General features: G+C 68.5%; 29 protein-coding genes. 27 read left to right on the top strand and 2 right to left on the bottom strand.

Features of this window, described 5'->3' with window-relative positions; genetic code table 11:
• Positions 1-185: 185 nt before the first annotated feature.
• Both JAO81_RS43620 and JAO81_RS05740 read right to left on the bottom strand, forming a co-directional pair.
• Complete coding sequence (locus tag JAO81_RS43620; RefSeq protein ID WP_199546664.1) at positions 186-1,451, bottom strand: tyrosine-type recombinase/integrase; 1,266 nt, start codon at positions 1,449-1,451, stop codon at positions 186-188.
• 381 nt (positions 1,452-1,832) lie between these two features.
• A complete protein-coding gene (locus JAO81_RS05740) occupies positions 1,833-2,372 on the bottom strand; it encodes a helix-turn-helix domain-containing protein (protein ID WP_267912974.1) in 540 nt (179 codons plus the stop codon).
• Positions 2,373-2,623: 251 nt separating this feature from the next.
• Here JAO81_RS05740 and JAO81_RS05735 point away from each other — a divergent pair, with 251 nt between their 5' ends.
• From JAO81_RS05735 to JAO81_RS05605, 27 genes are all read left to right on the top strand, one after another.
• On the top strand, positions 2,624-2,842 hold the full coding sequence (locus JAO81_RS05735; RefSeq protein ID WP_199546662.1) for a helix-turn-helix domain-containing protein: 219 nt from the start codon (positions 2,624-2,626) through the stop codon (positions 2,840-2,842).
• Positions 2,829-3,158 (top strand): hypothetical protein, encoded by a 330-nt coding sequence (locus JAO81_RS05730; protein ID WP_199546661.1) that lies wholly within the window; start codon positions 2,829-2,831, stop codon positions 3,156-3,158. The genes JAO81_RS05735 and JAO81_RS05730 overlap by 14 nt, the downstream gene beginning before the upstream one ends.
• A gap of 98 nt (positions 3,159-3,256) precedes the next feature.
• Positions 3,257-3,727: a hypothetical protein gene (locus JAO81_RS05725; RefSeq protein ID WP_199546660.1), complete on the top strand. Its 471-nt coding sequence runs from the start codon at positions 3,257-3,259 to the stop codon at positions 3,725-3,727.
• The gene (locus JAO81_RS05720) at positions 3,720-3,989 is read left to right on the top strand and encodes a hypothetical protein (protein WP_199546659.1); all 270 of its coding nucleotides are present in this window, start codon (positions 3,720-3,722) and stop codon (positions 3,987-3,989) included. Before JAO81_RS05725 ends, JAO81_RS05720 begins: the two co-directional genes overlap by 8 nt.
• Positions 3,986-4,222 (top strand): hypothetical protein, encoded by a 237-nt coding sequence (locus tag JAO81_RS05715; protein ID WP_199546658.1) that lies wholly within the window; start codon positions 3,986-3,988, stop codon positions 4,220-4,222. The genes JAO81_RS05720 and JAO81_RS05715 overlap by 4 nt, the downstream gene beginning before the upstream one ends.
• A complete protein-coding gene (locus JAO81_RS05710; RefSeq protein ID WP_199546657.1) occupies positions 4,219-4,656 on the top strand; it encodes a hypothetical protein in 438 nt (145 codons plus the stop codon). Before JAO81_RS05715 ends, JAO81_RS05710 begins: the two co-directional genes overlap by 4 nt.
• Positions 4,656-5,120, top strand: coding sequence for a hypothetical protein (locus tag JAO81_RS05705; protein ID WP_199546656.1), 465 nt, complete (start codon positions 4,656-4,658; stop codon positions 5,118-5,120). Before JAO81_RS05710 ends, JAO81_RS05705 begins: the two co-directional genes overlap by 1 nt.
• Entirely contained in the window at positions 5,117-5,461 is a 345-nt protein-coding gene (locus tag JAO81_RS05700; RefSeq protein ID WP_199546655.1) for a DUF6303 family protein, read from the top strand. The genes JAO81_RS05705 and JAO81_RS05700 overlap by 4 nt, the downstream gene beginning before the upstream one ends.
• Positions 5,458-5,691 (top strand): hypothetical protein, encoded by a 234-nt coding sequence (locus JAO81_RS05695; protein ID WP_199546654.1) that lies wholly within the window; start codon positions 5,458-5,460, stop codon positions 5,689-5,691. Before JAO81_RS05700 ends, JAO81_RS05695 begins: the two co-directional genes overlap by 4 nt.
• On the top strand, positions 5,688-5,873 hold the full coding sequence (locus JAO81_RS05690; RefSeq protein ID WP_199546653.1) for a hypothetical protein: 186 nt from the start codon (positions 5,688-5,690) through the stop codon (positions 5,871-5,873). Before JAO81_RS05695 ends, JAO81_RS05690 begins: the two co-directional genes overlap by 4 nt.
• Complete coding sequence (locus JAO81_RS05685; RefSeq protein WP_199546652.1) at positions 5,870-6,061, top strand: hypothetical protein; 192 nt, start codon at positions 5,870-5,872, stop codon at positions 6,059-6,061. The genes JAO81_RS05690 and JAO81_RS05685 overlap by 4 nt, the downstream gene beginning before the upstream one ends.
• The gene (locus tag JAO81_RS05680) at positions 6,058-6,438 is read left to right on the top strand and encodes a hypothetical protein (RefSeq protein WP_199546651.1); all 381 of its coding nucleotides are present in this window, start codon (positions 6,058-6,060) and stop codon (positions 6,436-6,438) included. Before JAO81_RS05685 ends, JAO81_RS05680 begins: the two co-directional genes overlap by 4 nt.
• The gene (locus JAO81_RS05675) at positions 6,435-6,929 is read left to right on the top strand and encodes a hypothetical protein (RefSeq protein WP_199546650.1); all 495 of its coding nucleotides are present in this window, start codon (positions 6,435-6,437) and stop codon (positions 6,927-6,929) included. The genes JAO81_RS05680 and JAO81_RS05675 overlap by 4 nt, the downstream gene beginning before the upstream one ends.
• 169 nt (positions 6,930-7,098) lie before the next feature.
• Positions 7,099-7,839, top strand: a complete 741-nt coding sequence (locus tag JAO81_RS05670) for a 3'-5' exonuclease (protein ID WP_199546649.1) — start codon at positions 7,099-7,101, stop codon at positions 7,837-7,839.
• On the top strand, positions 7,836-8,714 hold the full coding sequence (locus JAO81_RS05665) for a PD-(D/E)XK nuclease-like domain-containing protein (RefSeq protein ID WP_199546648.1): 879 nt from the start codon (positions 7,836-7,838) through the stop codon (positions 8,712-8,714). Before JAO81_RS05670 ends, JAO81_RS05665 begins: the two co-directional genes overlap by 4 nt.
• Positions 8,711-9,565, top strand: coding sequence for a hypothetical protein (locus JAO81_RS05660; protein WP_199546647.1), 855 nt, complete (start codon positions 8,711-8,713; stop codon positions 9,563-9,565). The genes JAO81_RS05665 and JAO81_RS05660 overlap by 4 nt, the downstream gene beginning before the upstream one ends.
• A gap of 62 nt (positions 9,566-9,627) precedes the next feature.
• The gene (locus JAO81_RS05655; protein WP_199546646.1) at positions 9,628-10,005 is read left to right on the top strand and encodes a hypothetical protein; all 378 of its coding nucleotides are present in this window, start codon (positions 9,628-9,630) and stop codon (positions 10,003-10,005) included.
• Between the two features lie 88 nt (positions 10,006-10,093).
• Complete coding sequence (locus tag JAO81_RS05650) at positions 10,094-10,405, top strand: hypothetical protein (RefSeq protein WP_199546645.1); 312 nt, start codon at positions 10,094-10,096, stop codon at positions 10,403-10,405.
• On the top strand, positions 10,402-10,809 hold the full coding sequence (locus tag JAO81_RS05645) for a hypothetical protein (RefSeq protein ID WP_199546644.1): 408 nt from the start codon (positions 10,402-10,404) through the stop codon (positions 10,807-10,809). Before JAO81_RS05650 ends, JAO81_RS05645 begins: the two co-directional genes overlap by 4 nt.
• On the top strand, positions 10,806-11,225 hold the full coding sequence (locus JAO81_RS05640; RefSeq protein ID WP_199546643.1) for a hypothetical protein: 420 nt from the start codon (positions 10,806-10,808) through the stop codon (positions 11,223-11,225). Before JAO81_RS05645 ends, JAO81_RS05640 begins: the two co-directional genes overlap by 4 nt.
• Complete coding sequence (locus tag JAO81_RS05635) at positions 11,222-12,187, top strand: DNA cytosine methyltransferase (protein WP_199546642.1); 966 nt, start codon at positions 11,222-11,224, stop codon at positions 12,185-12,187. Before JAO81_RS05640 ends, JAO81_RS05635 begins: the two co-directional genes overlap by 4 nt.
• A gap of 87 nt (positions 12,188-12,274) precedes the next feature.
• A complete protein-coding gene (locus JAO81_RS05630; RefSeq protein WP_199546641.1) occupies positions 12,275-13,222 on the top strand; it encodes a helix-turn-helix domain-containing protein in 948 nt (315 codons plus the stop codon).
• 1 nt (position 13,223) lies between these two features.
• Positions 13,224-13,931 carry an ATP-binding protein gene (locus JAO81_RS05625; RefSeq protein ID WP_199546640.1) on the top strand — a complete coding sequence of 236 codons (708 nt, stop codon included), beginning with the start codon at positions 13,224-13,226 and terminating at the stop codon, positions 13,929-13,931.
• Positions 13,928-15,307 (top strand): replicative DNA helicase, encoded by a 1,380-nt coding sequence (locus JAO81_RS05620; RefSeq protein WP_199546639.1) that lies wholly within the window; start codon positions 13,928-13,930, stop codon positions 15,305-15,307. The genes JAO81_RS05625 and JAO81_RS05620 overlap by 4 nt, the downstream gene beginning before the upstream one ends.
• On the top strand, positions 15,304-15,588 hold the full coding sequence (locus tag JAO81_RS05615) for a hypothetical protein (RefSeq protein ID WP_199546638.1): 285 nt from the start codon (positions 15,304-15,306) through the stop codon (positions 15,586-15,588). Before JAO81_RS05620 ends, JAO81_RS05615 begins: the two co-directional genes overlap by 4 nt.
• Positions 15,589-16,008: 420 nt before the next feature.
• On the top strand, positions 16,009-16,383 hold the full coding sequence (locus tag JAO81_RS05610) for a hypothetical protein (protein ID WP_199546637.1): 375 nt from the start codon (positions 16,009-16,011) through the stop codon (positions 16,381-16,383).
• Positions 16,380-16,580 (top strand): hypothetical protein, encoded by a 201-nt coding sequence (locus JAO81_RS05605; RefSeq protein ID WP_199546636.1) that lies wholly within the window; start codon positions 16,380-16,382, stop codon positions 16,578-16,580. Before JAO81_RS05610 ends, JAO81_RS05605 begins: the two co-directional genes overlap by 4 nt.
• Positions 16,581-16,603: the final 23 nt, after the last annotated feature.

The following is a 16,603-nucleotide window of genomic DNA, read 5'->3' as shown; positions in this document are numbered from 1 at the left end:
CCTCGGTGAAGGAGTCGCCGACCGCGACAAGACTGGTGTATGTGGCATTCATCTGCATGGCGCGAGTGATGCTATCCGGAACTCACAGGCCAGGACAGGTGGGCCGTCTCCATCGTCAGATTTTCAAGCGTCGCATGGGGGAGGCGCACGGAGGCCCAGTGATCCTTTGGGAGATTTACGGGAGATCAACTGTGGCGGAGGGCCAGCGGAGGGGGAATGGGGCCGAACTCGCGTCGGTCAATCACGGGCATCAGCGACGCCTCCCACAATGACTGGAGCGACTCAGAGATCTTCAGCTCCATGCTCAGTGTTGTGTGCGAGTAGACACCCTCCACCCCACCGATTGTATGGCCTAGACGTTCCTCGACTGCCACCTTCGGATGTCCTTGCTCATCCAGCCACACCTTGTGTGAGTGCCGCAGTCCGTGAGGCTTCAGCGCTTCGACGCCCAACACCGGCCGAACCATGGACCGGCTCCGCCGGCCGCCGTATCCCGCAGGGCGAGCTCCGGCTCCGGCGGTGATCGGCTGCCACACACGCTTGTACCAGCCACCACCACGAAGGAGTCGCCCACCCTCAGGGCCGGTGAAGACCCACTCGGACTGGGGGCGTGAGTCGATAAGTTCCTGGACCAAAGTTGCTAGGAATGGCGGAATGATCAGCCCGCGGCGGGAGTCGTACTTGGGGTGGATCTCCGTGAACGAGCCATCCACGTACTGGCCCTGCTGTGACATGTGAATCCGGGCGCCGATGCCTTCGTCCTGCAGTGCCAGATGGGTGCGGTGGATGCCGGCCAGTTCCGCAATCCGGAACCCCGTGTAAGCCTTCGCGAGCACCATCACGTACTCATTGAGCCCGAACAGCTCCCGCGCATTGCGGGCCACAAGGAGCGCCTGCCGGGGCGTAGCGATGACCCTGTCGCTCTTAGGCTTCGGGGTGTATCGCCCACGTCGGCCGGAACGGCGCGACGGAATTGGGTTGTCGCCTCGAACCTTGGACCGCACCGCGTCGTCGAACATGACTCGGAATACGGAGACGACGCCGTCTGCGTGGTCCTTACTGTACTGCGCGCGGATCTTCTTGATCCAGGTGGCGACTGCGACTGCAGACACTTCGCTCATGTAGGCGTCCCCCCACTCGGGGAGAATGACGGAGTTGAGGCGTGAGCGGTATCCACGCTCCGAAACGGGGCCAAGTTCGACGGACTCGATCCAGAGTTCCGCCCACGCCCGCACCGTGATCCGACCGTCCTTCGGATCAATGAACTTCTGCCTGCGCACGTCCACTTCGAGGCCATGCGCGTAGTCCTCTGCAGAGCGCGCTGTGTAGAAGGGCTGGCCGTTGTCGTCCCGACTGACCGAAGCCCACTTGCCGTTGGGGAGCTTGTATCGCCCGCGATATCGCCACTTGCGGGCCCGCTTGTCCCAGGTGCGCTTTTCTGCGTGAGCCACAACCACCCCACAGGTATCGATGGCCGCGCCTGGCTAGGCAGGGCGGCCCGATGGCAGATTTTTGGGTGCTTTCACCCAGTGTGGCGGGGGAGGCCCTGCCCGTCAGCACCCAAGCAAGAAACTTGTGGGGGTCGGGTCAGTTCACGGCGAAGCCGGCGGGCATCAAGGTCCGTGTAGTGCTCGCGGTTGAGGAGGACGCAGAGCGTTCTCCCGCTGCGGTGGACCAATATGTCGAACTCGACGCAGGGCATTTCGACACGCAGAACCAGGGCTCGCATAGGTCCCCCAGAACCTTCCGAGTGTGGCCCTCTCGTCGGTGTCCGAACATGTAACCACAGGGGTGGGATGTGGGGGAGGGGTTGAGGGGTAACGCGCTTTTTGCTAGGCCTCGTTGGCTGTTGGGGTGTCTGGGGCCTCATCATCCTGTGCGGCCTGCAGGTATCGAAACTTCTGCTCCCATGCCGCGATAGCCCGGCGGTACTGCTCGGGGGTGCGGGACGGCTTGCCCTTGATGACAACGACCATCTGCGCGTCCGGCTCACCGTCGACGGACAGATCGATGACTGTGGCGTCGAGCAGTGGCCCGTCGGCGGCCAGGGCGTGAGCGACGCGCAGCGGAATGGTGTTGTTCGCCGGGTCTGTTGTCGCGCCAGCGGCCGGGCTGCCCGTTTCGCCGGCGGGGGAGAGGGGCCGTGGCGGCTTGCCGTCCGCGATGAGCTCTCCGGATCCCGTCGCCCAGCCGAGGGCCGGCTCGAGGCGCGGCAGGCTGGACGGCCTGCGCTTGCGCGACTTGGCGTACTCGAGGTTCTGCACGGTCGCCTCGGCAATGTCGGCAGCCGCGGCGAGCTCGACCTGCGTCATGCCGAGCTCCCGTCGACGCGCTCTGATTGCGTCGGCCAAGCGTCCCCAGTCCCTACTCATGGGTGCATCATGCCCCACCGGGTGGCAACACGCACCCATGGTGAACCCCATTTGACCTGTATTTATCGGTGTAGGGGGCTCACTTTTGTTGCCTCGGCGTGCGCCCTATGCCACCCGCACATGCGTGCGCCTCATGCGTCGCACTGGCTTCGGCGCGATCCGGCCGCTCGGCCAGGCAACCCAGTAAAAGGCGCAATTAATCCTGTCGAGTACCTTGCGATCACCTAGAACTAGGTCCTAACTTAGGTCTCGTGAGACCGAACGGAGCCGCAATCAAGGCCATCCGTGAGGCACGCGGAATACGGCTAAGACGGCTCGCGCACCTCATCGGCATCGACCCCGGATACCTCTCCCGCATCGAAAGCGAACAGCAGGGAGCAGGCGACGGGACCCTCCATCGCACCGCGGAGGAGCTGAACGTACCCCTCGAAGCCATCACCCACCGGGAGACGCCCCGTGACCAGGAATGACCTGGCCAATACCCCCACCGAGGCCAGCATCCATACCCCCCTCGACAACGCGCTCATAGAGCGCCTCACCAGCGCCGTCGAACGACTCGTCGCCCATAGCTCCTCCGCCGAGCTCGAGCTCAAGTCGTTCACCCCCGCCGAAGCCGCCCGGATCCTCGGCAAGACCGAGAACTGGGTCGTCGAAGCCATCCAAGGCCGGCGCATCCCCTTCACCTACGTGGGCAAGTCGCCGCGGCTGACCGCCGCGCACATCCGCCTCATCCAGATGCAGGGCGAAGTGCTGCCCCACCGGTACGCCGCCAAGTCCGCCGCCTGAGCGCGGCTTTGCGGCCCCAACCGCCGGGGGCCTAATCCCGGCAGCCGGGGCCTACGAGCACCACCTTCACCATCTCCAGAAGAGAGAGGCAGCACTCGATGCCTACATCATCTCCCACCATCGAACTGGCCACGCAGAAGCCGGCGTTCGCCGCTGTGGTCAAGGTGCTTCGGTCGCGTCTCCCGGAGCACGGCGACGACTCGGCCGTTGCCTCGATGGGCAGTGTTCGCGGCGCCGTCTTCCTGGCGCTCTACCGTCACCACAGCATCTCCGTCCTGCGTGAGACGCACCGCGAGGCGTTCCGCAGGTACACCGTCTGTGAGCGGATTGCCGAGGCCAATGTGGCCCGCGAGATGCCCCGTAACGCTGTGTCCGTGCAGCGCGCTGTGGACCGTGCCAACGCCCTGTGGCCTGCCGTGGTCGCGGCTGCCGAGGCGCTGGAGGCGGCCCAGGCGGCGATGGACACGGACCGCGCGGCTGCGCTGGCGCTGCTGACCGGTCTGTCGTCGGACGCCACGTGGGGCGACGTCATCCGCGCGCTCTGCATGGGCGGTGTCGGCGATGAGTGACCTGACGCGTAAGCCGCTGATCGCGAAGGCTGAGATGCCGGATGCGGTTGCGATGTTCCGGGCGCAGCACTTGCCGACTGGCGTGTACGAGGCGGTCGTTCAGATGGCTGACGTTGAGCGCGGCCACAAGCGGCTCCGTCCGCTGGCCTCGGTCGAGGACCAGGGCGACCGCGAGGAACTGCTGGCCCTGTATGCGGCGGCGGACAAGACCGTGTCGTCGCACGCCGAGCGTGTCGGCTCCCACCTGAGGAGCCTGTCATGAGCGCCCGCGATCAGCTCCTCGCCCTTGACGGCCGCGATGAATGGCCCGCCGAAGTCGACTCGATCCTTCAGGCCTACCGCGCCGAGGTGCTGCGTGAGGCCGAGGGTGTCGCGTCGGAGCTGTTCGACGCCGCCGACGAACGCGGTGACCGTGCCGGTGCAGACCTGGCCGAGCAGATCGCCGACCGGCTCGGCCGCATGGCAGCCACCGCCGAGGCCGGTGGTCCCCGATGACCGCCCGCCTGTCGCTGGAGCGCGAAGCCGAGACATGCGCCTGGGATCAGCTGGTCGACCTCGTAGTCGATCTGGCGCATGCGGCAGACGTCCTCACGGACCCCCGCGGCGGCGCGGAGGAGAAGGCGCAGGAGGAGGCGCACGCCGCCATCAGCGCCAAGCTCGATGCTGCCCGCGCCGAGGTCGAGTCGCCACTCCTCGCCGAGTTGGTTGCGGTCCGCGCCGAACGCGACGAGGCCGCACTGCTGCGGGACTTCTACAGGCTCCACATGGTCCAGCTGCTCAACCAGCGCGGTGAAGCCGAGGTTGCCAACAAAGCGTGGGAGCTCGGCCAGATCACCGCCGAGGAGGCGCTGCGCCGCACCGACGCGGCCATCCAGAGCCACAAGGCCGTACCCCTGAACGCGTTCCGCGCACAGCGGGAGGTGACGTGATGACGACCCTCCCGCCCCGCACAATCGCCGACCTCGACGTTCCGCGTGAGCAGTTGGAGCGCGAGCTGACCGTTCTGCGGGCCGCTCGGGAGCAGACACACAGCGAGTCCGACCGGATCGCCTACGCCAACGACGAGGAACTCCTCAAGCACCCCAAGTCCTGCGCCACCGTGGCCGACTATCCCGGCTGGGCTGAGCAGATCGCGCGGCGCATCGAGCTGAGCGAGCTGCACCGCCAGGTGGCCGTCTGGAACAAGGCGCACCCCATCGGGACCGCGGTCACCGCTTATCCGGCATGCCTGCCGGAGGACTGCCCCACCGACGAGCGACTCGACACAACGACCCGCAGCAAGGCGCAGGTTCTTGGCGGTCACACCGCCGTCGTTTGGGTCCACGGCCACGGTGCCTGCATCGCCCTCTCGCACGTCGACATCAACGAGCACCGGACCAAGGGGGCGTCATGAGCGCGCACCCGACGCCGGAGACGGCGCAGCTGCATCGCGTGTGCTGCGACTACGGGCCCGGTGTCGCCAGGGGTGATGTCCGCCGGGCGCGGTGGGAGCTGTACGTGGTCGTGTACGGAACTTACGAGCGGTGGCCCGCCCACCGGTGGCCGACGAGTCGACGCCACCACATCCCCACCCCCGAGCAGCGCATCGAGGCGCTCGCCGAACTCGACTACCGGCCCGCCGAGGGCGCGGTGTGGGAGTGGCAGGAGTCGGACACCCCCGACTACCACGGCCACCCCTCGGAGCCGTCGCTGCTCGGTTCTATCCGCATCGTGCCCCTGGGAGGCGCGTCATGAGCAATGCCCGCATCGTCGGCGTGACTGTCGACCTGGATGAAGGCCCGGTCCTCACGCGCCACGGCCGCACTGACTACGACGGCCGCCCGTTCGCACACATCCTGATCGGCGCCGATCTCGCACTGACGCTCACACACGCAAGCCGGCAGGCGATCGTCGACCTGATCGCGGCCGGTGAGGAACTCCTCGCCTGGCACGACCAGCAGGCCGCAAAGCAGGTGGCGGCATGAGCGCCCGGGACATGGTGCGCGCCGAGGACGTCGAGGAGCAGGAGCTCGCCCGCGTCGACCGGGTCGCTCACGAGGCATACGGCCGCGACGAGTCGATGTGGACGCCGTGGCAGTGGAGCGACTATTTCGCCGCGATGGACACCGCGCGAGCCCAGTTCACGCCCGAGCAGGTGGCCGCATGACGCATCTTGCGCAGGCCCCGAATCCGTTGACCGCCCTGCCTGCCATGGCGACGTTCGAGCGCCCGCTGATCCTGCCGGGCCTCCTCTCCGGCCTCGGGCTTACCGACTACGAGCAGTCCCTCACCGACGGGTTCACCGAGTCCTTCGAGGACTTCTGTGCCCGGCTCAGCCGCCAGGAGGCGCAGTGAACACCATCACGGAACCCTCGGCGGCCGAGATCGCCGACGACCTCGACCGTGCCGCGGATGTCCTCGACGCCAACGGCCTGCACAAGGGCTCCCTGTACGACGGCGCTCAACGGGACAGGGGCACCCCTGCCGACAAGTGCCGGGTGTGCGTGTACGGCGCCCTCAACATCGCGATCACCGGACAGCCCCGCTGGACCGGCAAGGACGAGGACACCGCCCGCAGCGCGGCAGCCGGGAACGCCATCGCCGCACACCTCGGCCTCACACCGAACGAAGTCGCCGAGGAATGGAGCGACGACCCCAAGCGCCGCAAGGCACAGGTCGTCAAAGCCCTCCGCGACACCGCTGCGGGCCTGCGGAAGGCGGTGGCGGCATGAGCATCTTCACCCGCGGCAACGGTGCCCGCCGCGCTGTCGACAAGGTCGACGAACTCCGCAAGGAAGTCCGCGACTTGAAGCGGACGCACAAAGAGAAGGACGCGTTCATCGACCACCTGCAACGCGTCACACGAGCGCAGGCAGACCAGATCAACAACCTGGCCGACGAACGCAACCGGCTCGCGAAGTCACTGGACGACACGCGGATCGAGGTCGGCGCGCAACAGAAGAAGAACAAGTCTCTGCTCGAGGAGCTTCGACCGCATCGCGCAGCCGAGGCGAACGCCAACGCGATCGAGGTTCCTCCGATGCAGCGCGACACCAGCGACGGCGCGGACCAGGCGACCGAGCCGACCGGCATCGACGTCCGCACCCTGCGGGAAGCCGACGCTGCCGGGCTCCTCAGCCCTGTCGTTCGGATCTCCGGCAGCGGCGCCAGCGCCGACCCGGCCACCGTCCGCATCCCGACCGTGCGCGAGCCGGCCGCCTAGAACCCGTCGCCCGGCTGCGGCACGAACCGGCCGGGCGGCGGAACCAACCACAACCCAAGATCGCGGCGCGTCGAGGCCCCCACTCCGCGCCGTCGGGGCCGCCGCCCCCAACCTCCCCCAGGTCACGGGGGCGGCGGCTCTCCCTTCGCACACCCAGAAACGAGGAACCATGAGCACCAATCGCACCGCGAAGCCTCCCCGGCCTCTCGCCTTCGTCGACTGCGAGACCACAGGTCTGGACGTCGACCACCACGACGCGTGGGAGATCGCCGTCATCCACCGGCGCCCTGGGCACCCGGACGCCGAGTACCTGTGGCAGATCCGCGTCAGCCTCGCCGAGGCCGACCCCGACGCCCTCGACATCAGCGGCTACCACAAGCGATTCGCCGTGCCCGAGGGCGAGTGGGCCATCCAGATCGCCACGGACTCCATGCCCGCCGACCGGCCCACGCCTCCTGGGCAACTGATGGTCGACCTGATGGGGATCCTCGACGGCTCCGTCCTCGTCGGATCCAACCCCGCCTTCGACGAGCGGTTCCTGACCAAGCTGTTCCGTCAGGCTGGCGTCACGCCGGCTTGGCACTACCGCACCCGCGACATCGCGACCCTGGCGGTCGGCCACCTGTATGGCCAGGCCTACACGCTCACCAAGCAGCAGTGCGACGCCGAACCCTACGCACGCGCCGACCGACTCCTCGAGAACGGCTGGCGCTCCTACGAACTGTCCCGCCTCATGGGGGTCGAGCCGCCGAAGAAGGGCGAGGCGCACACCGCTCTCGGCGACGCACGGTGGGCCCGCGACGTCTACGACGCCATCACCAAGGCCGACGCGTTCTACACCGCAACCGACGAACAGCTCGCCGAAATGGCCGGCCAGGCGCTCTCCCGCACGCGGGGAGACGCCGCATGACCACCGCCGTCGAGCCGAAGGCCGCTGAAGCGCCCGCCCTGGGCTTGCACACGGACCTCTCCAACGAGGCGTACCACGCGGACGTGACGTCTCTGTCGTCGTCCGGCGCCCGCAAGCTCCTGCCGCCGTCCTGCCCCGCCAAGTTCTGGTACGAGCAGGACAACCCGCAGCCGGCCAGCAAGACATTCGACTACGGCAACGCCGCCCACAAGACGGTCCTCGGCAACGGACCCGCCCTCGTCGTCATCGACCACGACGCGTGGAACACCAAGGCCGCCAAAGCCGAGGTCGCCGAAGCCCGCGCGATGGGCGCCATCCCGCTCAAGCAGCACGAGATGCAGATGGTCACCGACATGGCCGACGCCATCCGCAAGCACCCGCTCGCCGCCGCCCTCCTCGACCCCGCCTACGGAGCGCCAGAGCAGTCCGGGTTCTGGATCGACGAAGCCTCCGGCATCCGCTGCCGGGTCCGCTTCGACTGGCTTCCCTCCATGCACCAAGGCCGCCTGATCATCCCGGACTACAAGACCACCACCGACGCCAGCAACGCGGCCATGGAAAAGGACATCGACAAGTACGGCTACAACCAGCAAGCCGACTGGTACGAGACCGGCGCCCGCGCCCTCGGACTCGGCGACCAGAACGCCGAACTCCTCCTGATCGCACAGGAGAAGAAGCCGCCCTACCTGGTCAACGTCATCGGCATCACCCTCGGCTCCCGCGTCATCGCCGGAGCCAAGAACCGCGCCGCGATCGAGACCTTCGCCGAGTGCATGAGCACCGGCTACTGGCCCGGCTACGCCGACGACGAGCCCAACTACCTCGAACTCCCCGGCTATGCCGAGAACCGCGACAAGGAGCTCTACCTCCCATGAACTTCCCCGTCCAGCAGGCTCAAGGACCGGACCGGATCGGACAGTCGACTGCGGTCGAGCAGTCCCGCGCCGTCGCTGAAGTCCAGGCCGCCATCTACGTCGCCCGCCAGTTCCCCCGCGACGTCGGCCGCTCCCGCGCCAGCATGCAAGCCGCCTGCGGCTCCATGGCCCTGGCCGAGAAGGCGTTCTACCGGTTCCCCCGGGCCGGAGGCGCCGTCGAAGGCTCCACCATCCACCTCGCCAAGACCCTCGCGCAGGCGTGGGGCAACATCCAGTACGGCGTCTCCGAGATGCGCCGCGACGACAAGTACCGCCAGTCCGAAATGCAGGCCTGGGCCTGGGACGTCGAAGCCAACACCCGGCACGTCCTCACGTTCATCGTCCCGCACGCCAAATTCGCGAACAAGCAGGTCCAGCCGCTCATCGACCTGCGCGACATCTACGAGAACAACGCGAACAACGGCGCCCGGCGCCTTCGTGAAGCGATCTTCGCTGTGATCCCGGACTTCTTCATCAGCGAGGCCGAAGAGCTCTGCAGGGACACCATCGCCAAGGGCGACGGCAAGCCCCTCCCGGACCGCATCGACGGCGCCGTCCAGGTCTTCCAACAACTCGGCGTTGACGCCGACCGCCTGGAGCAGAAGCTCGGCCGCACCCGCGCCCAGTGGAACGGCGCCGACATCGCCCAGCTGCTCATCACGCACAAGTCGATCCAGCGCGGAGAAATCGCCATCGACGAGGCGTTCCCGCAAGCCCGCATCACCGGCAGCGAGATCAAGAAGAGCGCTGGCGGTGCCAAGAAGCAGGGCCCGCCCGACGAAGACCCCTGGGCCGGAAAGCCCACCACCTAGCCCGCACACGCCTGAGCCGGCCGCGGGCTTAGCGCGGCCGGCTCCAGAACCAAGGACACCACATGACACGCCAGTTGTCTGTCGCCGAGCGTCTCGCGTCCACCGAGAAGGACGCGCTCCTCGCCGACATCGCCAAGCACTCCGAGTGGGACAGGTTCCTCGTCGAACAGGCCGTCCTCCACTTCGGCGAGAACCTCGACGAGTTCTCATGCAACGACCTGCGCGACGCGCTGCCCGACCTCGGGCCCGGCTACCTCGGCGCGGCCATCAACTCCCTGCGTCAGGGCGGGATCATCGCGCACACAGGCCGCACCGTGTTCTCCACGCAGGAGCGCACCCGCGGGCACCGAATCGCGCTGTGGAAGTTGACCGCCGACGGCCGCCGGATCGCCGCACAGCGCCGCGAAGCCCGCACCGCACAGCAGCGGAGGGCGGCATGAACGACCTGATCCGGTTCCTTGCCTGCCTCGCCTTCATGGCCGGTGTCGCCGCCGTCGTGTTCGCGCTCACCACCCGCGGGAGGCGGACGTGAGCCCCGAACAGCAGGACGCGTGGACCAACTTCGCGCTCTGGGTCCACGACCAGATCGACGACTTCGGGCCCGGCGTGCTCCTCTGCGCCGCCGTCTGGGCCTTCGTGTACGCGTGCCGCCTGATCCGACCGGCCTGGCGTGCGGCCGGCCGACGGGTCGCCGAAATCCTCGACCTCCGGCAGTGGCAGCAGAGCACCGCAGCCGACCAAGACCCGCACCTGGACACCGAGTTCGACGAACTCGGCCAGCACCTCAAAGCCGAATACGACCGCATCCGCCACCTCTACGCCGATGGGAGCCAGCCGTGACCACCCGCCCGTTCACCGCCAGCCGCTGCCCAATCCGCGGCCTCCGCTTCGTCCCGCCGGTAACGGTGGAGCAGATCAGTACCGATGACGTCGACTGGTACGCCGTAGAGCGCGTCGTCCGCGACGACTGGCCCCTTCCCGAACTCAACCTGGACGAGCTCCGAGAGGCCGCTCTCATCCTGCGCCGCAACGATGTTGAGCGGGCAGCAGTATCGGCACGCCTGTGCATCTACGAGCGCCTCGTCAAGGAGTGGGAAGCCGACGCCGGGATGCTCAGCCCCGACCAGCTGTGCACCGAAAACGGCTGCGGCAAGGCCCGAGCCGGCCGAGGCCTGTGCACCAACCACCTCTCCATCGACCGGCTCCGCCGCAAGAAGGCCGCAACCGAGGCGGTGGCCGCATGAGCCGCGCCGCCATCATCGAGCTCCTGCACGCCGGCTACAGCGACCGGGCCATTGAGCGCCAGTTGCACGTAAGCACCCGCCGGGCCCGCACCCTTCGGACCGAACTCGGCATCCCCGCGCACAAGCCGGGCCCGACACCCAGCAGCGGCCCGGAAGAGGTGTTCTGGCGCCGCGCCCAGCCGACCACCGACGGGCACCTGCTGTGGCCCGGCTATAGCCCGCACTCAGGCCCGTACATCCGCCACGGCGGACGCAAGCACTCCGTGCACCGCCTCGCCTTCGCCATGGCCCACCACCGCCAGCCTGTCGGCCACGTCGCCACCGGCTGCGGCACCCGCGGATGCGTCCACCCGCGGCACGTCGAAGACCAGGCCATGCGCGACCAGTACCGCGCGATCTTCGGGGAGGCAGCATGATCGTCACTGGTCTGTTCGCCGGCCCCGGCGGAATGTGCCTTGCAGCCAAACGGCTCGGCCACACCACGGTCGGCGTCGAAAACGATGCCAACACCGTCGCCACCCGCCTCGCCGCCGGCCTGCCGACCATCCACGGCGACGTCACCCAGTACAGCCCCCGCGACATACCCGGCGACGTCCTCGCCGGTGGACCGCCCTGCCAGACGTACACCGTCGCCGGGAACGGTGCCGGCCGTCGCGCGCTGGACACCGTCCTCGCCCTGGCCAAGGCACTCGCCGCCCGCGAGGACATCACGCAGGTACTCGCCGAACTGGACGACGCCCGCACCGGATTGGTCCTGGAACCGCTCCGATGGGCGCTCGAGGCCATCGACCTCGGCCGGCCGTACAAGGCGATCGTGCTCGAGCAGGTTCCGGCCGTGCTGCCCGTATGGCAGGCCTACACGGAGATCCTTCGGGCCGAGGGCTACAGCGCCGCATGCGGCGTGCTCGCGGCCGAGCAGCACGGGGCGCCGCAGACCCGCAAGCGGGCCGTGCTCGTCGCCCGTCGCGACGCTCTCGTAGGACTGCCTGCGCCCACTCATCGGCCGTGGCGACGGGGCGCGCTGTCCGAAGTCGAGACCCACCTCAAGCCCGTCGTGGCCATGGGCGACGCCCTCCCGCACCGCGGCGAGTTCACCGTGATCTCGAACTACGGCACCGGTGGCGACCCCAAGACGCGCGGCAGACGCACCAGTTCGGAGCCGGCGTTCACCGTCACCGGGAAGATCTCTCGCCTGCGCCTGATCGACGCCGACGGCACGGAACTCGCCCGGCTCAGCCACAGCGAAGCGGGCCGGCTCCAGGGGATGCCCGCCGACTGGCCATGGAGCGGCGGCGACATCTCGCAGCAGATCGGAAACCTCTGCCCGGCGCCCCTCGCCGAAGCCCTGTTCCGCGCAGCAATCGGACCCGCCGCATGACCGGCCCCCACCGCCCGCGCGCAGGCCCGTAGCGCGCCCGCCACCGCCACCCGCACCGCCCTATCCGTACCGCAGGAAGAAGACGCCGTGAGTACTGAGGCCGTCACGTGGGCCATGGACCGCGCGCCCATGCCACGCACCGAGAAGGGCAAGCCGGACACCACGGCCCGGCACGTCCTTCAGGTGCTGGCCGAGCATGCGAGTCCGACTGGCACCGGCGCGCACCCCTCGGTGCTCCGTATCCAGTACCGCACCGGCTATGACCGGGCCACGATCCAGCGGGCTCTTCGCCGGCTGGAGAAGGCCGAGTTGATCACTCGGGATGGGGCCCGCGAGGGGCGCACGCGTTACCGGCTCGCGCTGCAGCTGCTTCGCCCCGAGACGGACTGGAGCGATCTGGAGCGGGAGGAAGACGAGCTCCGGCTCGCGGCTACGGAGCGTAAGCGCCGATCCCGAGCGAAGGGAGTCACGCATTCAAAGTCCGTGACAGTCACGGACGCAGAAGACGTGACCGTCACGCACGGAGAGTCCGTGACCGGAGATGTCACGCACGCAGAGTCCGTCCGTCACGCACTTAAAGTGCGTCCGTCACGCACGGAACGCAGCCCTAACCACCAACAACCGTCAGACAACCAACTACATAAAGACTCTTCTCCCGCCGCTGAGCAGAGCGCCGACTCCAAGGCAGCCCCGGCCGGCAACACGAAGAGCGACCACCACCTCAAAGCGTTCGGCGCCTTCTGGTCCAACTACCCGAAGAAGCGCGCCCGCGAGGCAGCCAAGAAGGCATGGATCGCCGCCCTCGAGCGCGGCGCCGAACCCAAGCACATCGTCGACGCCGCACAGGCCTACGCCCGCGAGCGAGCCGGCGAAGACCCCAAGTACACGAAATTCCCCGCCACCTGGCTCAACCAGGGCTGCTACGACGACGAGCCCGACCCTCAGCCCGGCCCCCGCCCCCTGCGCGCCGTCGCCGGCGGCTACGAGCCCTACCGCAACCCCACAGACCAATCCGTCTACGACGAGGACTTCTGAGATGCAGTACGTCCCGCCCTCCGCCCTGCGCGGCCACGACCTCGAGCCGCTGCTAGCCAAACACGGCCTGACATCCGCATGGCTGGCCACACACGACTTCGACTCGCACTCGACCGCGAACGTAGCCCGCGTCACCTACGGCGAGACTGTCGCGAAGGTGCCGTTCCACTACCGCAGCGCCCGCACCACACTCCCGCAGCTGCACGCCTGGATCGTGGGCCTCGTCGCCGAGGCGAAGCGCCGGCAGGCTGAGCGGGGCGCGCCGATCGCCAGCATCACCCACGGCCCTTCGCTGCTGCTGCTCGGTGCTACTGGGGTCGGCAAGACCTACGAGGCCTACGGCGCGATGCGCGAGTTGTCCGTGACAGGCGTGTACTGCCAGTGGGCCGTCACCACTGCCGCCGACCTGTACGCCGCCCTGCGCCCGCGCCACGGCATCGACTCCGAGGCCGAGTTCCGCACGTACCGCGACGCCCGCCTGCTGCTCGTCGACGACCTCGGCGCGGACCGCAAGCCCACCGAGTTCACCGAAGAGATCAACTTCCGGTTGATCAACCACCGGTACGAGCACTACCTCCCGACACTGATCACCACCAACGTCGGACCGAAAGAACTCGCCTCCCGCCTCGGCGACCGCGTCGCCTCCCGCCTCGCCGAAATGTGCGAGCGGATCGCCATCAAGGGCAACGACCGCCGGAGGGCCGCATGACCACCGACACCGACCTGTGGGCCGCCGACGAAGCCTCCACCCCCGCAATGCTCGAGCGCCCCAGCGACACCGAGGCCGAACGCGTCCTCGTCGCTACCGCGATCATGCAGCCCGCGGCCATCGACGAACTCGGCGCCGAAGGTTTCGACCCCGCCGACATCACCACCGACTGGCTCCGCTGGACCTGGTTCGCCGTAGAAGACCTCCGCACCCACTTCCGCGACGGCGAACTCAAGCACATCGCCGTGCACCGCCAGTTGGAGACCTGGCACGCCGACGGCCGAATGCCCGTCCGCGTCCCGCCCGCCGAGCACCTCATGGAACTCTGCAACGAAGCCCACTACGGCAACGCCGCCTGGTACGCCGGCCGCGTCACGAAGAAGGCCATCGCCGCCCGCGTCGTCGCCCTCGGCTACGACGCCATCCTCAAGGGCACCTCGCCGGCCTTCGACGAGGACGCCGACGTCGCCGCCATCCAGGCGGACCTCGACGGCGCCGTGCGACCCACCGACGACGAGCACCTCGCCCCCATCGGAGAGCTCATCGGCGGCAGCCTCATCCGTGCCGTCACCCCGCCCACCAACGAGAACCGGGTCCCCACCGGATTCATCGACCTGGACAGCTTGCTCTGCGGAGGCTTCACCCCCGGCCAGATGATCGTCATCGGCGCACGGCCCGCCATGGGAAAGTCCACCATCGCCCAGGACTTCGCCCGCGGCGCCGCCATCCGCAACAAGATCCCCACGCTCATCGAGTCACTCGAGATGAGCCGGGACGACCTCTCCGACCGGATCCTGTGCGCCGAAGCACGCGTGCCCCTGCACCACCTGCGACAAGGCATCGTGAACGACACCGACGTCGCCCGCGCCGCAGGCCGAGTGCAAAGCACCATCGCCGACGCCCCGCTCTATATCAACGACGGCGCCCTGCTCAGCCTCGCCACCCTGCGCGCCCGCGTCCGCAACCTTGTACGCACCAGGGACCTGCGCCTCGTGATCATCGACTATCTGCAGCTGATGCAAGTCGGCCGCGCCGACAACCGGCAGCAGGCTGTCGCCGACCTGTCGCGCGGACTCAAGCTCCTGGCCAAGGACTTCAATATCAGCGTCATCGTCCTGTGCCAGCTCAACCGCGGCCCCGAACAGCGCATCGAGAAGAAGCCCCAGGTGTCCGACCTCCGGGAATCCGGGGCCATCGAACAGGACGCCGACATCGTGATCCTGCTGCACCGCGAGGACGCCTACGACCGGGAGTCTCCTCGCGCCGGTGAAGCCGACCTGATCGTCGGCAAGCACCGCAACGGCCCCACCGCAACAATCACCACTGCGTTCCAGGGGCACTACGCCCGCTTCATGGACCTGGCGGCGACCGGATGAACCAGCCCACAGCCGAAGACATTGCAGCCCTCCGCGCGGACGGCGACCTCACCGCCTTCCTCCTCGCCCTCACCGGCCGCACTCCCACGCCTACGCCGGCCGAGTCCCCCGCGGACACCGATACCGGCTACCGGATCGCCCACCCCGGCGCCTGGCCCATCGGCACTGCCGCCACCGGCCCCACACCCACCCACGGCCGGTGCACCTGCCCGCAGTGCGAGAAGGCCGCAGTCGTCGAACTCCCGCGCAAGACCCACGGCGAACAGAGTGACGCCGCCTGATCGCACGTTGAACCCCGACACACCTGGAGTCCCGCATGTCTCGTCGTCGTTGGCTGCCGCATCCCGCGAAGCGCATACCGGCCCGCATCTTGACGGTCTGCCCGGTCAATGGCGAGCGGCCTTTTCCGAGTTGGGAGCAGGCCGCTGGCCACCTCTCCTCGCTCGGCGTTCTCGGCGCGATGCCCAGCCTGGCGCCGACTCCGTGCACGGATTGCCGCGGCTGGCATCTGAAGCCTGCGCGGGCCGCCTGATGCCGGGTGCTGGGCGCGCATGCCCCGCCGCGGCCTTCTACGGCCCCTCAGAGGCTTTGAACCCCGTCTGCGGGCTCCGGAACGCGTTCGACGGCACGCGCGGGCCTCTGAGGGCCCGCACAGCCGTTCCGGATCTTGACGTGAACAACCCGACCCGAAGGAGCAGTTGATGAGCCCGATCCGCCCCGAGAACCGGAGCCGGTACCCGAAGGACTGGAAGACGATCAGCCTCCGTATCCGCACCGACCGCGCCGCAGGCCGCTGCGAATGCCTCGGCGAATGCGGGCGCGGAACCCATGCCGGCCGCTGCCCGAACGTCAACGGCGGTGCGGCCTACGGCACCGGCTCCAAGGTCGTGCTCACGGTCGCGCACCTCGACCACACGCCGGAGCACTGCGACGACAGCAACCTGCGCGCCATGTGCAACGGCTGCCATCTGGCCTACGACGCCGACCATCACCGGCAGACCGCGGCAGCCACAAGGCGCGCCCGGTTCGAAGCCGCCGGACAGCTCGCCCTCGACAGCCGGGAGGCGCAGCGATGAGGCACTACCGCGAGCGCATGGCGCACCACCGGCACACCGGCCGGCACGAGTTCGTGCACTGGCTGTACGACCCGCTCAGCTTCGGCCGGATGCGCTACCGCGTCCGCGTGCCGTGGCTGCACTTCCACTTGATCCCCGGCCGCTGGATGGACGCCGCGTGCGACCGGTACGACCGCCGCAACCACCCCGCCCCGTGATCCCCACCCCGACCGGAAGGAAC

The sequence above is a fragment of the Streptomyces sp. N35 genome (assembly GCF_016464295.1).
Classification (GTDB): domain Bacteria; phylum Actinomycetota; class Actinomycetes; order Streptomycetales; family Streptomycetaceae; genus Streptomyces.
The sequence above is the reverse complement of the archived record's forward strand: the minus strand, read 5'-3'. Positions and strand labels throughout refer to the sequence as shown.

Coding starts and splice junctions, on each gene's coding strand:
- JAO81_RS05670 (WP_199546649.1), top strand. CDS start 7,099: ATGAGCACCAATCGCACCGCGAAGCCTCCCCGGCCTCTCGCCTTCGTC.
- JAO81_RS05725 (WP_199546660.1), top strand. CDS start 3,257: ATGCCTACATCATCTCCCACCATCGAACTGGCCACGCAGAAGCCGGCG.
- JAO81_RS05705 (WP_199546656.1), top strand. CDS start 4,656: ATGACGACCCTCCCGCCCCGCACAATCGCCGACCTCGACGTTCCGCGT.
- JAO81_RS05605 (WP_199546636.1), top strand. CDS start 16,380: ATGAGGCACTACCGCGAGCGCATGGCGCACCACCGGCACACCGGCCGG.
- JAO81_RS05665 (WP_199546648.1), top strand. CDS start 7,836: ATGACCACCGCCGTCGAGCCGAAGGCCGCTGAAGCGCCCGCCCTGGGC.
- JAO81_RS05615 (WP_199546638.1), top strand. CDS start 15,304: ATGAACCAGCCCACAGCCGAAGACATTGCAGCCCTCCGCGCGGACGGC.
- JAO81_RS05620 (WP_199546639.1), top strand. CDS start 13,928: ATGACCACCGACACCGACCTGTGGGCCGCCGACGAAGCCTCCACCCCC.
- JAO81_RS05625 (WP_199546640.1), top strand. CDS start 13,224: ATGCAGTACGTCCCGCCCTCCGCCCTGCGCGGCCACGACCTCGAGCCG.
- JAO81_RS05610 (WP_199546637.1), top strand. CDS start 16,009: ATGAGCCCGATCCGCCCCGAGAACCGGAGCCGGTACCCGAAGGACTGG.
- JAO81_RS05700 (WP_199546655.1), top strand. CDS start 5,117: ATGAGCGCGCACCCGACGCCGGAGACGGCGCAGCTGCATCGCGTGTGC.
- JAO81_RS05660 (WP_199546647.1), top strand. CDS start 8,711: ATGAACTTCCCCGTCCAGCAGGCTCAAGGACCGGACCGGATCGGACAG.
- JAO81_RS05695 (WP_199546654.1), top strand. CDS start 5,458: ATGAGCAATGCCCGCATCGTCGGCGTGACTGTCGACCTGGATGAAGGC.
- JAO81_RS05640 (WP_199546643.1), top strand. CDS start 10,806: ATGAGCCGCGCCGCCATCATCGAGCTCCTGCACGCCGGCTACAGCGAC.
- JAO81_RS05685 (WP_199546652.1), top strand. CDS start 5,870: ATGACGCATCTTGCGCAGGCCCCGAATCCGTTGACCGCCCTGCCTGCC.
- JAO81_RS05675 (WP_199546650.1), top strand. CDS start 6,435: ATGAGCATCTTCACCCGCGGCAACGGTGCCCGCCGCGCTGTCGACAAG.
- JAO81_RS05710 (WP_199546657.1), top strand. CDS start 4,219: ATGACCGCCCGCCTGTCGCTGGAGCGCGAAGCCGAGACATGCGCCTGG.
- JAO81_RS05720 (WP_199546659.1), top strand. CDS start 3,720: ATGAGTGACCTGACGCGTAAGCCGCTGATCGCGAAGGCTGAGATGCCG.
- JAO81_RS05690 (WP_199546653.1), top strand. CDS start 5,688: ATGAGCGCCCGGGACATGGTGCGCGCCGAGGACGTCGAGGAGCAGGAG.
- JAO81_RS05655 (WP_199546646.1), top strand. CDS start 9,628: ATGACACGCCAGTTGTCTGTCGCCGAGCGTCTCGCGTCCACCGAGAAG.
- JAO81_RS05635 (WP_199546642.1), top strand. CDS start 11,222: ATGATCGTCACTGGTCTGTTCGCCGGCCCCGGCGGAATGTGCCTTGCA.
- JAO81_RS05740 (WP_267912974.1), bottom strand. CDS start 2,372: ATGAGTAGGGACTGGGGACGCTTGGCCGACGCAATCAGAGCGCGTCGA.
- JAO81_RS05715 (WP_199546658.1), top strand. CDS start 3,986: ATGAGCGCCCGCGATCAGCTCCTCGCCCTTGACGGCCGCGATGAATGG.